Raw genomic sequence first — 13,110 nt, 5'->3', positions numbered from 1 at the left:
TTACAGCAGCGGAACGGTCCGGCTTATGCGCGTGTAACCGGTCGGCCGCCACACTGGAAGCCATGCGTGTGCTGGTGGTCGAGGACCACGAAGAGCTCGCCGAGACCGTGTCCGCGGGGCTGCGGCGGGAGGGGATGGCGGTCGACCTCGCTCTGGACGGGCCGACTGCCCTGGAGCGCGCCGAGGTCAATGCGTACGACGTCGTCGTGCTCGATCGGGATCTGCCCGGTGTGCACGGGGATCAGGTCTGTCGGCGGCTGGCCGCCGGTGGCAGTCGGGCCAGGGTGTTGATGTTGACCGCTTCGGGGACCGTGGCCGATCGGGTCGCGGGGCTGGGGCTCGGGGCCGACGACTATCTGGCCAAGCCCTTCGCCTTCGCCGAACTCGTCGCTCGGATACGGGCGTTGGCGCGCCGTGCGCAGCCCGCGTTGCCGCCGGTTCTGGTGCGGGGGGAGCTGCGGCTGGACCCGGCGCGGCGGGAGGCGATGCGGGACGGATCCCAACTGCCGCTCAGCCCCAAGGAGTTCGCGGTACTGGAGCTGCTGCTCGGCGCGCAGGGGGCGGTCGTGTCCACCGAGGAGCTGCTGGAGCGGGCATGGGACGAGGCCGCGGATCCGTTCAGCCAGACGGTGAAGGTCACCGTGAGCCGGTTGCGGCGCAAGCTGGGGGAGCCGCCGCTGATCGAGACGGTGGACCGGGCCGGGTACCGGATCCGATGACAGGGCACGGGCTCGTACGGCTGTTCCCGCGCAGCATCCGGTGGCGGCTCACGCTCCTGTACAGCGCCCTGTTCGTGGTGGCCGGCGCGGTGCTGCTGGGCATCGTCTACTTCCTCGCCGCGAGCTCCGTCGTGGGAGGGCGGAGCATCACGTCGGTCGAGGGGCCCGGTCTGCCGGGCGAGGGCGCCACCCCGGCCGCGCCGGCGACCGTCAGCGCCGTCGCCGAGATCATCCGTCAGGACCAGCTCCACGACCTGTTCGTCTACGCGGTGGTGGCCCTCGCGGTGATGGCGCTGGTCTCTCTCGCCCTCGGTTGGCTGATGGCCGGCCGGGTGCTGCTGCCGCTGCGCACGATGACCCGTACCGCCCGCCGGATCTCCGCCGACAACCTGCACGAACGGCTCGCCGTGCCCGGCCCCGACGACGAGCTGAAGGCGATGGCCGACACCTTCGACGACGTACTGGCCCGACTGGAGGGGGCGTTCGAGGCGCAGCAGCAGTTCGTCGCCAACGCCTCCCACGAGCTGCGCACCCCGCTGACGCTCCAGCAGACCATCGTGGACGTCGCCCTCGCCGACCCCGACGCGTCCGCGGAGTCCCTGCGGGCCGCGCTCGGCAGGGTACGGGCGGCCGGGCAGGAGCAGGAGCGGCTGATCGACGCCCTGTTGACGCTGGCGCGCAGTCAACGCGGGCTGGAGCAGCGGGAGTTCGTCGATCTCACGGCGATCGTGCGGGAGCGGCTGCCGGAGGCCGGGCGCCAGGATGTCGGGAGCCGGGACGTCGGGGGCCGGGACGTCGGATTCCGGGACGTCGGCTTCAGGGTCGAGGCCCGGCTGAATCCGGCGCCCGTGCTCGGTGATCCGCAGCTGATCGAGCGGCTGGTGGTCAACCTCACCGAGAACGCCGTACGCCACAACCTCCCGGCGGGGGAGGGGGGTTGGGTGACCGTCTGGACGGGGGTGGACGCGGCGGGGTGCCCCGGGCTGCGGGTCGAGAACAGCGGGCCGGTGATCCCGGCGGACCAGGCGGCCGGACTCTTCCAGCCCTTCCGGCGCCTCGGACCCGATCGCGTCCTCCCCCACTCTCGGATGCGCTCGAGCGGGAGGGGCGCCCATCGCGACGGGCTCGGTCTCGGTATGTCCATCGTCGCCGCCGTGGTCGCGGCGCACGGCGGCCGGGTGCGGGCGCGGACCCGGCCGACGGGTGGGCTGGTGGTGGAGGTCGCCCTGCCCCCGGTCGGCCCGCTGCCGGGTACGCCACTGCCGCGGGCCTCGGTCGCAGCCGTACCGCCCGACTGACCCCGCCCACGGCCCGATCGGCTCCGGACGGCCTGCTCGACAAGGTGTCCGGACTGCGCGGACGCACTCGACGCTGCGTCGATTGTGGGGTCACAGGCAAGCGCGGCATGCTGCGTCAATGCCCCTCACACCGAAGACCCCCTCGCTCTCCCGCCGGTCCCTGCTGCGCGTGCTGGGCGGGGGCGCGGTTCTCGGCGGCCTGGCCGGCTGCGGGGTGCACGCCGCGTATGTGCAGCCCGGACAGCGTGCCGTCGCCGATCTGTCCGCCAGCGACAAGCGGCTGACCTGGGCGAACTGGCCGTTGTACATCGACACCGATGACGACAACCCGAACCGGCGGCCCACGCTCGAGGCCTTCGAGAAGCGCACGGGGATCTCCGTCAAGTACACCGAGGAGATCAACGACAACGACGAGTTCTTCGGCAAGATCAGCCCCGCCCTGATGAACCATCAGCAGACCGGCCGGGACCTGATCGTCATGAGCGACTGGATGTGCGCGCGGTTCGTACGGCTGGGCTGGGTCCAGGAGATGGACCGGGCGAAGCAGCCGAACGTGGCCAAGTACCTTGACCCGCAGCTGCGTTCGCCCGCCTTCGACCCCGGCCGCAAGTACTCGGTGCCGTGGCAGTCGGGCATCACCGGTATCGCGTACAACCGCAAGAAGCTCGGCCGCGAGATCCGGCACGTGTCCGACCTGTGGGCGAGCGATCTCAAGGGGCGGGTGACCCTCCTGTCCGGCCTCGACGAGGCGTTCGCGCTGCTGATGCAGGGCAACGGCGTCGACATCACCAAGTGGACGGCCGCCGACTTCGACAAGGTCTGCGACCAGGTCGAGAAGTACGTGAACAACGGGCAGATCCGCCGGTTCACCGGCAACGACTACACCAAGGACCTGGTCAGCGGTGACGTCCTGGCCTGCCAGGCGTACTCCGGAGATGTCATCCAGCTCCAGGCCGACAACCCCGACATCCGCTTCCTCGTCCCCGAGGAGGGCGCGGAGCTGTGGTCGGACTCCCTGATGATCCCGGACCGCGCCCTGCACAAGCGCAACGCCGAGCGGCTCGTCGACTACTACTACGACCCCGAGGTCGCCGCCGAACTCGCCGCCTGGGTCAACTACGTCTGCCCCGTCCCGGCCGCCCAGGACGTCCTCGCCTCCTCGAAGGACGAGGACACCGCGGCCCTTGCGGACAACCCGCTGATCTTCCCCGACACGAAGATGCGCAGCCGGCTCGCCATCGCGCGGGACATCACCTCCGAGGAGCGGGTGGAGTTCGCCAGGAGGTGGAACAAGATCGTGGGGTTGTGACCCGGCCGCGGCGCGGTTCAGAGACCCACGCGGGTGAACGTCACATGCGTGACACCGGTGGGTGAGGAGGCAGTCTCGACCTCGTAGTCCTTCTCCAGGTCCTCGAGCCCGTCCCAGAGGCGTACGCCTCGGCCGAGCAGGATCGGGACCACGACGACGTGCAGGTGGTCGATGAGCCCGGCGGCGAGGAAGTCGCGGATCGTGGCGGGCCCGCCGCCGAGGCGTACGTCCTGGCCGTCCGCGGCCTCGCGGGCCGTCTCCAGCGCCTTGGCGGGCGAGGTGTCGAGGAAGTGGAAGGTGGTGCCGCCCTCCATCTCGATCGACGGGCGCGGGTGATGGGTGAGGACGAAGGTCGGTGTGTGGAAGGGCGGGTTGGGACCCCACCACCCCTTCCACTCCGGGTCCTCGTGCCAGCCGGGCGGGCCGAACTTCCCGGCGCCCATGATCTCGGCGCCGATCCCGGGCGTGAACCGCCGTGCGAAGGCGTCGTCGAGGCCGCCGGTGCCGCCGGGCTTGCCGGTCATCTCGTGCCAGAACCGAGTGGTGAACATCCACTCGTGCAGCCGTTCGCCGGCGTGACCGAACGGTGCGTCACGGCTCAGGCCCTCACCGGTGCCGAAGCCGTCGAGCGAGATGGAGAAGTTGTGGACGCGGGCGAGTGACATGGTTGGCGTCTCCTTTCCTTCCGCTCGTCGAGCTTCGTCGGATCCGCTCGGTCATGCAACGGCTGCGCCGGCTGTGCGGCCGGTCCGGGCCTGGCACACGGCGGGCGTCAGCGGCCGGGCATCGTGCGGATGGCGGCGATGTCGAACTGCAGACGTACCTTCTCGCTCACCATGGCCCCGCCCTCCGCCAGCCGTGAGTTGTAGGTCAGGCCCCACTCGGAACGGTTGATGGTGGTCGTACCGTCGAAACCCACCCGCTCGTCCCCGAACGCGTCGGTGACATGGCCGATGTAGGTCAGCTCCAGGTCGACGGGACGGGTGGTGTCCTTGATGGTGAGGTCGCCGCTCATGACGTAGACGTCACTGCCGGCCGGACGCACCGCCGTACTGACGAAGCGCATCCGCGGATACGTCGCCGCGTCCAGGAAGTCGCGGTGGACCAGGTGGGCGTCGCGCTGCTCCACCCCGGTGTCGACGGACGCGGTGAACAGGACGATCTCGGCCCGTGAGCGGGAGGGGTCGCGGCCGTCGAAGTAGAGGCGGCTCTCGTACTGGGCGAAGGAGCCGCGCACGGTCGTCACCATGGCATGGCGGACGGAGAAGCCGATGCGGCTGTGCGCCGGGTCGATCAGCCATTCCCCGGTCAGCGCCGCCAGGGCGGGATCCGGTCCGCCGGGCCGGGCGAACGCCGGTGGGTGGTCGGGGAGTTGGGGTGCGGTGGGGGGAGCCGGGCGGCGCAGGGACGCAGCACGGGTGAAAAGGTTCATGATTCACGTACTTACGTCATGACAAGAGTCGCCGCAAGGCTCCTTCAAGACCCGCGCACAGGGTCGGCACGATTTGCCCTCAGCCCGCCGGGCCGCGCGGCTTTGCCGGCTCTTTACAACCCGCCCTTTCCCTGTCTCGTCTCTCCGCTCGATCCGTGACGCAGCCGCCCGGGCCCACCGGGTGGGCGGACCGACGAAAGAGAGCGATTCATGCGCCGAACAGGCCTCAGCGCCATGGCACTTGCCTGCACCGCCGTGCTGGCGGGCGCGATGCCCGCGTTCGCCGACGGGACGAGCGCGTCCCCGAGCCCGGCCCAGTCCGCCACCACCGTCCCCAGCCCCGCCGAGTCCACCACCCCGACCGACGAGGCGAGCGCCGTGCCGAGCGCCGAGCCGACCCGGGCGCCCTCGGACCAGGTCTCCGTCGTGCCCAGCGGTGCGCCCAACACGGGTGTGGCGCCGACGAGTTCGGACTCCTCGCACGCGGGCGCGCTGGTCGGCGGGGGCGCCGCTGCGGCCGTCGTCCTGGGCGGCGGCGCCGTCTTCCTCGTACGCCGCCGGCAGGCGAACGGGGCATGAGCGTCTCCAGGCGCGCCTTCGCCACCGCGGCGCTGGCCTCGCTGCTCGTCGCCTGCGGCGGTCCCGGCACCACGGCCGGCGGCCCCGCGAGCACGCCGGCGAACCCGCCGTCGTCCGCTGCGCCCCCGGCCAAGTCCAGGTCGGTGTCGGCCGTGGGGCGATCGACCCCGGTCCGGCTCCGGATACCGGCCATCGGGGTCGACACCCCGGTCATGAAGCTGGGGCTGGCCGGGGACGGCAGCGTGCAGGTGCCGCCGATCGCGGCGCACGACCGGGCGGGCTGGTACCGGCACTCACCGACACCGGGCCAGCGGGGCCCGTCGGTGATCCTCGGCCATGTCACGGTCGGCGCCTACGGGGACGGAGTCTTCCGGCACCTGAAGGACCTGCACCGGGGCGAGACGGTCGAGGTGCGTCTGGAGAACGGCACGGCTGCGGAGTTCGCCGTCACTGAGGTGCGGGTGGTCGCCAAGTCCCGCTTCCCGGCCAAGGAGGTCTACGGCAACGTGGACCGGCCCGAGCTGCGGCTCATCACGTGTGGGGGAGCCCGTACCGGCGAGGGCTACCGGGACAACGTGATCGTCTTCGCGGCACTGGCCTCGGCGAGCCGCTGAGCGACGGCCTGAGCCGTCCGGATCCCGGGCCGACGGAACCGAAACCCGTCGGCCCGGGCTCTTCCCTACGCACCCCCCACGACCCTGGAGAACGTTGAAACGGTCCCGTGAGAAGGCCGCGTCCGAACTGTTCGCCGCCCTCTATCCGCGCCTTGCCGGCTGGTGCCGCCGGCTCGTCGACGACGACGAGACGGCCCACGAGATCGCCTCCGAGGCGTTCACCCGGCTCTGGGCCCGCTGGACGTCCGTGGCGGAGCCCCGCGGCTTCCTCTACGTCACCGCGGCCAACCTCGTCCGGGACCACTGGCGCAAGCTGGAGCGCGAACGCAGAGCCGTGCGCCGGGCGACCACGGAGGCCGCGGTGAGCCCGCCGCCCGAACAGGCGGACCCGTCGGTGCGGTTGCTCGTGCAGTCCCTGCCGGAGCGACTGCGCGTGCCGATTCTCCTCCACTACTACGCTGACATGCCGATCCGGGAGGTCTCCGTGCTCACCGGACGCAAGGAGGGCACCGTCAAGGCCGACCTCCACGCGGCCCGCGAACTGCTCCGCGCCCATCTGAGGAGAAGCCTTGATCACACACTCTGACGAGGGCCCGGACTTCGACCCCGACGACCCGCTCACCGTCATCCTGCGACCGCCCGCCGAGTACCTCGGCGCACCCCCCGGCCACTACGAGGCGATCCGCCGCGGCGCGGCCCGCCGCCGTCTCCTGCGCGCAGCCGTCGGAGCGGCCGTGACCTGCGGTGTCGCCGCCCTCGTAGTGCTGCCGCTGCGCCTGACGGCCTCCGAAGCCCCCGGTTCCCCGGTGGTCCCCATGGCCCCACCGCCGGCGAGCAGCCCCGCCGCCTCGCCGCACCGGCCGGCGACCCCCGAACCGTCGGAGCCCCGGCCCACCCCCACCGCCGTGCCGACGCAGAGCTCCGCCTCGACCCGCGCGCCGTCGGCCTCGCTGTCCCAGGCGCCGACCGACTCGAGGGCGGAGACGTCCGTGCCGTCGACCGAACCGTCCGCGGCCGACGCCGCGACCGAGGCGACGCCCTCGAGCAGGTAGGCGGCTTCGGAGAGGGGTAGGTGGCTCCGGACAGGGAAGTTTTGAACGCGTTCAACTAGGGCGTACTCTGCTGCCATGAGCGACAGAGCCGCCCTTCTCAAGGGCATCCGCGCCTGGTTGGTCCTCTTCGTCGTCTGCCTGGTGCTCAGCGGCGCCACGGCCTTCCCCCTGGTCCACGAACTGCGCTGGACCGAGGACCTGCTGAGGTCCCTGTCCGTGCCGGAGCACCTGCCCGCGCTCATGGACTGGATCGAGCGCGTCCGCCGCGGACTCGACACCGCGGACGCCGACTACCCCTTCCTCCTCTACGGCACGGACTGGCTGGCCTTCGCCCACCTCGTCATCGCGGTCGCCTTCTACGGCCCCTACCGCGACCCCGTGCGCAACATCTGGGTAGTCGAGTTCGCGATGATCGCCTGCGCGGGGATCATCCCGCTCGCGCTCGTCTGCGGACCGATCCGGGGGATCCCCTTCTGGTGGTCGGTGATCGACATGTCGTTCGGGGTGTTCGGGGTGATCCCGCTGTACGTCGTCCGCAAGAAGATCAAGCGACTGGAGGCCCTCACCCCGAATCCCCTTCCGGTTCCGGCTACTTGAGGGCGGCCGTCACGATCCCCGTGGTGACCGGGTTCGGCGTCTCGTCCTTGGCGTCCGTGGAGTTCACCGAGTAGACGAGGGTGCGGCTCAGGTCGCGGGTCGCGGCGATCGCGGTGCTGTAGCCGTAACGCGCCCCGGACTTGAACCAGTAGACCTTCCCCTCGTGCTCCCAGCGCTGGAGCCCGGCGCTGTACGTCGCCCCCTCGATACCCGCCGGGACCGTGAACATCTCCCCGAGCTGCGGGCCCGGCACGATCCGTCCCCGGAACAGAGCGGTGATCAGCCGCTCCAGATCCCTGGTCGTGGAGATCATGTCGCCGGCGGCCCAGCGGTCGGCCTGGTTCCACTCGGTGACGTCGACGAGCTTCGTCGTCCCGTCCGGCTGCTTCATCCTCTGGTAGCCGTGGTTGTGCGGACCGTGGATCCGGGGGTCGGTGCCGGGGAAGTACGTGTCCCGCATGCCTGCCGGGTGCAGCACGAGGCGCGTGGCCTCCTCGGCGTACGAGCGTCCGGTGACCTTCTCGATCAGCATGCCGAGGATCGTGTAGTTGATGTTGAGGTAGTGCTGCTGTGTCCCCGGGGCGAACTCCGGCCCCTTCGCCACCGCCGACGCGACGACCCGCGCCGGGGGCAGCGTCTCGAACCGGTGGGCGTACGGGTCGTCGAAGCCGTCGCCCGCACGGATGCCGCTGGTGTGGTTCAGCAGCTGCCGTAAGGTGATCGGCTCGAAGGCGGGGGTGAGCAGACCGGGGAGATAGTGCTGGACCGGCGTGCTCAGGTCCACCTTCCCCTGCGCCGCCAGCCTCAGTACGACCGCCGCCGTCACCACCTTCGTCGTCGAACCGGCCCGGAAGCGGGCGTCGGGGTCGGCCGCCGGACTGCTCGCCAGATCGTGCACGCCCGAGCTGCCGCGCCAGCTGCCGTCGCTGCCGCCGACCCGTACGAGCGCGGCGGTCGCGTCCGCGTCCGGGAGCCCGGCGATCGCGGCGCGCAGGGCTTCGGCGTCCGGGGCGGAAGTGGTTCGGACGGAGCCTGTCGGGGGTGCGGCGAGGGCGGGTGCGGTGAGTGGGCCGACGGCGAGGGCGAGGACGAGGGAGGCGGCGAGGATCTGAGTGCGGGCACGCATGAAAGGGCTCCTGGAGGCTCCGGCGGTTGGATGTCGTTGATCATCCTCATGCCGGGCGGGGCGACCGGGATCGTCGGCGAGGATGGCGGTGACCCCTGACCGTTCCCCGAGTAACTACCCTGCGGAACAAGGGAGTTGTGGGGGATTACCCCTACGGGCGCCCCTGTCGCCGTACGGCCGCCGGAAAAAGTGTTATCCCGTCCGTCTCCACTCCGTCTCCCCTCGCGTCCCCCATTCCCCTCACACCCGGGAGCCCCCCCCATGGACCGCCCGCACCGGGAGCGAACTGTGATCTCCGACATAGCCGACGGCACAGGTCGGGCCGAGGCTGAGAAGGTGCGATCGGACAGCGAGTGAGCGCACACGGGACGGGCGAGATCGGCATGGACGGGCGGCAGTGGCGTTCCACCATCGCGGCCGCGCAGGCGGGTGACCGGCAGGCGCTGGACGATCTGGTCGCAGGCTGGCTGCCGCTGGTCTACAACGTTGTCGGACGGGCCCTCAACGGACACGCAGACGTGGACGACGTCGTCCAGGAGACCATGCTGCGCGCCGTCGACAACCTCGGTTCACTGCGCGACCCGGACAGCTTCCGGTCCTGGCTGATGGCGATCGCCATGCGGCAGATACGGGACCGGGCGCGCCGCAGGTCCCCGCAGCAACTGGACGAGAGCGCCGCCCGGGAGGTCACCGACTTCGCCGAACTCACCGTGCTGCGGCTGCAGTTGGAGGGCCAGCGGCGCGAGGTCGCGGAGGCGGTGCGCTGGCTGGACGACGAGGACCGGCAGCTGCTGTCGCTGTGGTGGCTGGAGGTCGCGGGCGAGCTGACCCGGCGCGAACTCGCCGCGGCCGTCGGCATCAGCCGGCAGCACGCCGCCGTGCGCGTCCAGCGGATGAAGGAGCGCCTGGAGACCTCCCGCGGGATCGTGCGCGCACTGGACGGCGCCTGCCCCGAGCTGCGGGAGCTGACCGGCCGCTGGGACGGCCGGCCCGACTCGGTCTGGCGCAAGCGGCTGGCCCGGCACATCAGGGGCTGCGCCTACTGCGGCGACGAGCGCGAGTCCGTCGTACCGGCGGAACGGCTCCTGGTCGGCATCGCGCTGGTCCCGCTCCCCGTCGGCTTCACGCTGTCCCTGGCCTTCGGGGGCAAGACGGCCGTGGCCGCCACCTCCGTCGGCTGGTCCGCCAAGGTCCTCGGCCTCCTGACCAAGCCCGCCGTCGCCGTGACGGCGAGCGCGACGATCGTCGCGGGCGGCGCCTACGTCGTCACACAGACCCCCGACACCCCGCCCCCGCGCGCCGCGGTCACCCCCACCGCGGCGAGCACCCACCGCCCACCACCCACACCGTCCGCCTCGCCCACACCCTCCCCGTCCCCGTCGGTGACGAAGGAGAGGACGGAGCTCTACGGCAGCGTCGTCGACGCCGTGGACCAGGCCCCGGACCCGGACACCCCGCCCAAGGCCCTGCCGCGCCGGCCCGCGTCCGGCATCACCAGCAGCGGCGGCGCGCACGCGACCATGAACCACCGCGGGGACAGCGTGACCCTCGGTGGCCAGGGCTATGTCCTGGTCCGCTGGCAGATCTCGCCGCAGTACCGGTCCGGCAGCCTCGTCATGCCGAGCTGGACCGGCCTCAAGGGCAGGCTCTTCCACGTGGCCTCGGGTGGCGGCCGCCGTATGGACGACCGCGTCAGCAGCACCGACACCACGGCCACCGGCATGGGCAGCAAGTCCACCGGCCACGACGTGCTGCCGTCCGGCACCCAGCAGATGTGGCAGAACGAGTACTTCTACCTCGACGGCAGCGTCACCCTCACCGTGAACGAGCGGGGCGCCGACTACGGCCTGAACGTCTTCCCGACCACCTGGGACAAGGTCGAGGAGGACGTGACCAGTGGCCCTCCCGAGGGCGCGGGGCGCTACGGCCTGGTCCGCGACACCGGCAAGGACGACACCCCGGTCCCTCAGTACTGCACCCGCAAGACCCCCTCCGACCCGGCCACGGTGCCTCAGCGCTCCGAGGTGTAGTCCCGACCCGGTCCACGCAGCGCGCACAGCAGGTCCACGCGGTTCGTCGTGATCGAGTCGACGCCGAGGTCGAGCAGGCGGCGCATGGAGCGGCGGGTGTCCGGTGTCCAGACGGAGAGGAGATATCCGTCGTGGTGGACCCGGCCCGCGAGGTCGCGGTCGACGAGCGAGAAGCGGTAGTTGAGCCAGCGCGGCTTCACCGCGGTGAGCAGCGCGGGCCGCGGGGGCGCCAGGCTCGTGCAGGTCAGGGCGATCTCGGCGGAGGGGTCGGCGGCGCGGACGGCGAGCATCGCGGTGGCGCCGGCGCAGTAGTAGACGCGGTCGGCCGCCCCCGAGTCCCGCACGACGTCCACGATGCGTTGGGCCGTCCGTACGTCCCGCGTGCCCGGCAGGTCGAGCATCAGACGGCTGCCGTCGGTCGCCGCCAGCGCCTCCGCGAGGGTCGGGACGCCGCCCTCCGTCAGCCCGCGCACCTCGGCGGCGGACAGTGACAGCAGCGGCCGGTCCTGCTCCCACAGCCGCTTCAGCGTCTCGTCGTGCAGCAGCACGGGGACGCCGTCCCTGGTGAGCCGTACGTCGATCTCGACGGCGTCCGCGCCCCGGTCGAGCGCGGAACGCAGCGAGTCGATCGTGTTCTCGCGGACGCGGTAGGGGTCGCCGCGGTGGGCGACGGCAGTCACGTTCTGCATGGCCCCCATTGTGGGGCGTTGACGGTGGAGGGCGTCAGGGGGCGAGCCACGCCGAGGTGTACGCGTCGATCTCGTCCCGGATCCGGGCCTTGCCGGCCTCGTCGAGGAAGGAGACGTCGACGGCGTTCTTCGCGAGGTCCGCGAGACCCCGCTCGTCGAGCTCCAACAGGCGGGCGGCGACCGCGTACTCGTTGTTGAGGTCGGTGCCGAACATGGGCGGGTCGTCGGAGTTGACGGTGACGACTATCCCGGCCTTCACGAACTCCTTGATCGGGTGCTCTGCGAGGGTGCGGACCGCGCGCGTGGCGATGTTCGAGGTCGGGCAGACCTCCAGCGGGATGCGGTGCTCGGCGAGGTGCGCGAGGAGCTTCGGGTCCTGGAAGGAGCTGGTGCCGTGCCCGATGCGTTCGGCGCGCAGGTGGGTGAGCGCGTCCCACACCGTCTCCGGCCCGGTGGTCTCGCCGGCGTGCGGCACGGAGTGCAGGCCCGCGGCGATCGCGCGGTCGAAGTACGGCTTGAACTGCGGCCGGGGTACGCCGATCTCGGGTCCGCCGAGCCCGAACGAGACCAGCCCCTCGGGGCGCAGCCGGTCGTCGGTCGCGAGCCGGGCGGTCTCCTCGGCCGACACCAGTCCGGCCTCGCCGGGGATGTCGAAGCACCAGCGCAGTACGGTCCCGAACTCGGCCTCGGCCGCCTTGCGTGCGTCCTCGATCGCGTCCATGAAAGCGCGCTCGTCGATGCCGCGGCGGGTCGAGGAGAACGGCGTGATGGTCAGCTCGGCGTAGCGGACCTGCTGCCGTGCCAGGTCGCGGGCGACCTCGTACGTCAGCAGTCGTACGTCCTCCGGTGTGCGGATGAGGTCCACGACGGACAGGTACACGTCGATGAAGTGGGCGAAGTCCGTGAAGGTGAAGTAGTCGACCAGGGCCTCGGGGTCGGTGGGCACCTTGGAGTCGGGGTGGCGGGCGGCGAGCTCGGACACGATACGGGGGGAGGCGGAGCCGACGTGGTGGACGTGCAGTTCGGCCTTGGGCAGTCCGGTGATGAAGGCGTGCAGGTCGCGCAGGGCGGCGGCGGACGCGTCGACGTGGTCGGTCAAGGGTTCCTCCCCGGAGCGGCGTCCCCGGCGGGTGGGCCGGACGGGACGCGGGTGATCGGCTGATCGGTGACTCGGGGATCATCGTAGGCCGGACCGGGGGCGGGTGGGCCGGGCCGTAGCATGACGGAACGTTCGAAAAAGGGGGGCCAGCGCATGTCCGACGACGCGCATACGCCGACAGCGCCGGAGAACGGTATGGCGGGGGCGTCCTCGCAGGAGGAGGCTTCCAAGGTTCCCTTGACGAAGCCGGGGGAGCGGAATCCGTGGGCACCTCCGACGGATGACGGTGCCGCGGGGCCCGGGTACACGGTGGTGGGGAACGGGCCTGCCGACCCGGCGGGTCCGTCCGTGCACGACCAGCAGACGGTCATTTCCGTACCTGGTGGTGGAGACACTCCGCCTGCTTCCCAGCCGTGGGGGAACCCCTTCGCGCCGCCGGGTGCGACACCTGTGACCGGCGCGGCAGCCAACCCCTTCGCGCCGCCCGGAGCCGCGGGGCCGACCGGCGCTCCCGCCAATCCCTTCGCCCCGCCGGGTGCCGGGACGCCGATGGGCAACGCGGCCAG

At 71.6% G+C, this 13,110-nt stretch carries 13 protein-coding genes and 1 pseudogene; 9 read left to right on the top strand and 5 right to left on the bottom strand.

All coding sequences use genetic code 11. From position 1 onward, the window contains the following. Nucleotides 1–62: 62 nt before the first annotated feature. From ABZ880_RS33515 to ABZ880_RS33505, 3 genes are all read left to right on the top strand, one after another. Entirely contained in the window at nucleotides 63–719 is a 657-nt protein-coding gene (locus ABZ880_RS33515; protein WP_361270650.1) for a response regulator transcription factor, read from the top strand. Beyond that, on the top strand, nucleotides 716–2,017 hold the full coding sequence (locus tag ABZ880_RS33510) for an ATP-binding protein (RefSeq protein ID WP_361270647.1): 1,302 nt from the start codon (nucleotides 716–718) through the stop codon (nucleotides 2,015–2,017). Before ABZ880_RS33515 ends, ABZ880_RS33510 begins: the two co-directional genes overlap by 4 nt. Before the next feature lie 118 nt (nucleotides 2,018–2,135). Next, complete coding sequence (locus tag ABZ880_RS33505; protein WP_361270645.1) at nucleotides 2,136–3,326, top strand: spermidine/putrescine ABC transporter substrate-binding protein; 1,191 nt, start codon at nucleotides 2,136–2,138, stop codon at nucleotides 3,324–3,326. A gap of 17 nt (nucleotides 3,327–3,343) precedes the next feature. Here ABZ880_RS33505 and ABZ880_RS33500 read toward each other — a convergent pair whose 3' ends face one another. Together ABZ880_RS33500 and ABZ880_RS33495 are read right to left on the bottom strand one after the other, a co-directional pair. Beyond that, entirely contained in the window at nucleotides 3,344–3,991 is a 648-nt protein-coding gene (locus tag ABZ880_RS33500; RefSeq protein WP_361270643.1) for a dihydrofolate reductase family protein, read from the bottom strand. A 107-nt stretch (nucleotides 3,992–4,098) separates the two neighbouring features. Beyond that, on the bottom strand, nucleotides 4,099–4,758 hold the full coding sequence (locus ABZ880_RS33495) for a YceI family protein (RefSeq protein WP_361270640.1): 660 nt from the start codon (nucleotides 4,756–4,758) through the stop codon (nucleotides 4,099–4,101). Nucleotides 4,759–4,968: 210 nt separating this feature from the next. Here ABZ880_RS33495 and ABZ880_RS33490 point away from each other — a divergent pair, with 210 nt between their 5' ends. The 5 genes from ABZ880_RS33490 (at nucleotide 4,969) to ABZ880_RS33470 (ending at nucleotide 7,600) form a co-directional block, all read left to right on the top strand. Beyond that, a complete protein-coding gene (locus ABZ880_RS33490) occupies nucleotides 4,969–5,337 on the top strand; it encodes a sortase-dependent protein (protein ID WP_361270636.1) in 369 nt (122 codons plus the stop codon). Beyond that, on the top strand, nucleotides 5,334–5,951 hold the full coding sequence (locus ABZ880_RS33485) for a class F sortase (RefSeq protein ID WP_361270633.1): 618 nt from the start codon (nucleotides 5,334–5,336) through the stop codon (nucleotides 5,949–5,951). The genes ABZ880_RS33490 and ABZ880_RS33485 overlap by 4 nt, the downstream gene beginning before the upstream one ends. A 94-nt stretch (nucleotides 5,952–6,045) precedes the next feature. Then, nucleotides 6,046–6,537, top strand: a complete 492-nt coding sequence (locus ABZ880_RS33480) for an RNA polymerase sigma factor (RefSeq protein WP_361270629.1) — start codon at nucleotides 6,046–6,048, stop codon at nucleotides 6,535–6,537. Next, nucleotides 6,521–7,003, top strand: a complete 483-nt coding sequence (locus ABZ880_RS33475) for a hypothetical protein (RefSeq protein ID WP_361270626.1) — start codon at nucleotides 6,521–6,523, stop codon at nucleotides 7,001–7,003. The genes ABZ880_RS33480 and ABZ880_RS33475 overlap by 17 nt, the downstream gene beginning before the upstream one ends. A 75-nt stretch (nucleotides 7,004–7,078) precedes the next feature. Then, nucleotides 7,079–7,600, top strand: a complete 522-nt coding sequence (locus ABZ880_RS33470) for a hypothetical protein (protein ID WP_361270623.1) — start codon at nucleotides 7,079–7,081, stop codon at nucleotides 7,598–7,600. On the opposite strand, the gene ABZ880_RS33465 is transcribed toward ABZ880_RS33470, so the two are convergent. Next, complete coding sequence (locus ABZ880_RS33465) at nucleotides 7,593–8,726, bottom strand: serine hydrolase domain-containing protein (protein ID WP_361270620.1); 1,134 nt, start codon at nucleotides 8,724–8,726, stop codon at nucleotides 7,593–7,595. The two genes, ABZ880_RS33470 and ABZ880_RS33465, sit on opposite strands and share 8 nt — an antisense overlap. 383 nt (nucleotides 8,727–9,109) lie before the next feature. On the opposite strand from ABZ880_RS33465, the gene ABZ880_RS33460 reads away from it, so the two are divergent. Then, complete coding sequence (locus tag ABZ880_RS33460) at nucleotides 9,110–10,756, top strand: sigma-70 family RNA polymerase sigma factor (protein ID WP_361270900.1); 1,647 nt, start codon at nucleotides 9,110–9,112, stop codon at nucleotides 10,754–10,756. Here ABZ880_RS33460 and ABZ880_RS33455 read toward each other — a convergent pair. Together ABZ880_RS33455 and ABZ880_RS33450 are read right to left on the bottom strand one after the other, a co-directional pair. Further along, a complete protein-coding gene (locus ABZ880_RS33455; protein ID WP_361270617.1) occupies nucleotides 10,738–11,445 on the bottom strand; it encodes a glycerophosphodiester phosphodiesterase in 708 nt (235 codons plus the stop codon). The genes ABZ880_RS33460 and ABZ880_RS33455 overlap by 19 nt on opposite strands. Before the next feature lie 34 nt (nucleotides 11,446–11,479). After that, a pseudogene (locus ABZ880_RS33450) lies at nucleotides 11,480–12,666 on the bottom strand (adenosine deaminase). Between the last annotated feature and the right edge of the window lie 444 nt (nucleotides 12,667–13,110).

This window comes from Streptomyces sp. NPDC047043 (genome assembly GCF_040644055.1).
GTDB lineage: Bacteria > Actinomycetota > Actinomycetes > Streptomycetales > Streptomycetaceae > Streptomyces.
The sequence above is the reverse complement of the archived record's forward strand: the minus strand, read 5'-3'. Positions and strand labels throughout refer to the sequence as shown.

Coding starts and splice junctions, on each gene's coding strand:
- ABZ880_RS33455 (WP_361270617.1), bottom strand. CDS start 11,445: ATGCAGAACGTGACTGCCGTCGCCCACCGCGGCGACCCCTACCGCGTC.
- ABZ880_RS33490 (WP_361270636.1), top strand. CDS start 4,969: ATGCGCCGAACAGGCCTCAGCGCCATGGCACTTGCCTGCACCGCCGTG.
- ABZ880_RS33495 (WP_361270640.1), bottom strand. CDS start 4,758: ATGAACCTTTTCACCCGTGCTGCGTCCCTGCGCCGCCCGGCTCCCCCC.
- ABZ880_RS33460 (WP_361270900.1), top strand. CDS start 9,110: ATGGACGGGCGGCAGTGGCGTTCCACCATCGCGGCCGCGCAGGCGGGT.
- ABZ880_RS33485 (WP_361270633.1), top strand. CDS start 5,334: ATGAGCGTCTCCAGGCGCGCCTTCGCCACCGCGGCGCTGGCCTCGCTG.
- ABZ880_RS33470 (WP_361270623.1), top strand. CDS start 7,079: ATGAGCGACAGAGCCGCCCTTCTCAAGGGCATCCGCGCCTGGTTGGTC.
- ABZ880_RS33515 (WP_361270650.1), top strand. CDS start 63: ATGCGTGTGCTGGTGGTCGAGGACCACGAAGAGCTCGCCGAGACCGTG.
- ABZ880_RS33505 (WP_361270645.1), top strand. CDS start 2,136: ATGCCCCTCACACCGAAGACCCCCTCGCTCTCCCGCCGGTCCCTGCTG.
- ABZ880_RS33500 (WP_361270643.1), bottom strand. CDS start 3,991: ATGTCACTCGCCCGCGTCCACAACTTCTCCATCTCGCTCGACGGCTTC.
- ABZ880_RS33465 (WP_361270620.1), bottom strand. CDS start 8,726: ATGCGTGCCCGCACTCAGATCCTCGCCGCCTCCCTCGTCCTCGCCCTC.
- ABZ880_RS33510 (WP_361270647.1), top strand. CDS start 716: ATGACAGGGCACGGGCTCGTACGGCTGTTCCCGCGCAGCATCCGGTGG.